The organism is Vibrio sp. 1562 (assembly GCF_033340155.1).
Classification (GTDB): Bacteria; Pseudomonadota; Gammaproteobacteria; order Enterobacterales; family Vibrionaceae; genus Vibrio; species Vibrio alginolyticus.
The window spans coordinates 1-591 of record NZ_JAWOVY010000563.1; the positions used below are offsets into that span (position 1 = coordinate 1).

Consider the following 591-nt stretch of genomic DNA (forward strand, 5'->3'; position numbering starts at 1 on the left):
GCAGAGCCTATTGATACACGCTGACTTCTATTAAGTTCTTATCAAGATCCAAAAAATAGACAGATTGGATTGCACCAACAGCTCCTGATTTTTCGACTGGACCCTCAATGATTTTGACATTTTCTTTGACTAAATGATTTACCACTGATGTCAACGGCCAATCTGAAACTAAGCAAACATCACCTGAACCAACATTAGCTACATTTCGTGGTTCTTGACCAATAAGCTGAAAGTTAATCTTTTGATTTCCGAACGTTACTGCCTTACGGCCATTGGCAAAAGTTACTTCTTCCATGCACAAAACCCGTTTATAAAAGTCCACTGATTTTTCTATGTCGGAGACTGTGAGAACAATATGATCTATGTGATGAATCATCATTTTACTCCTTGCGCCCTAACGCCCTGTTAAGGTGTGAGCAACGCAATACCGATGCCGCCGCATACCACCTTAAACACTAAACGCAACGCATAGTAAAAATGCCACGCGTTGCGAATCACTCTTAAACAGTTTGTTAGCATGTTGTTTCCGCTACAAACTCATTCACTTGAGAGCGCGTTGTGAAACGTACTTTAGAACCGTGAAAATCTCTG

1 protein-coding gene is annotated in these 591 nt (G+C 40.8%); it reads right to left on the minus strand.

Going from position 1 to position 591, the window contains the following annotated elements; genetic code table 11:
• Nucleotides 1-7: 7 nt before the first annotated feature.
• Nucleotides 8-376 carry a VOC family protein gene (locus tag R7Z49_RS26410; RefSeq protein ID WP_269667102.1) on the minus strand — a complete coding sequence of 123 codons (369 nt, stop codon included), beginning with the start codon at nucleotides 374-376 and terminating at the stop codon, nucleotides 8-10.
• Between the last annotated feature and the right edge of the window lie 215 nt (nucleotides 377-591).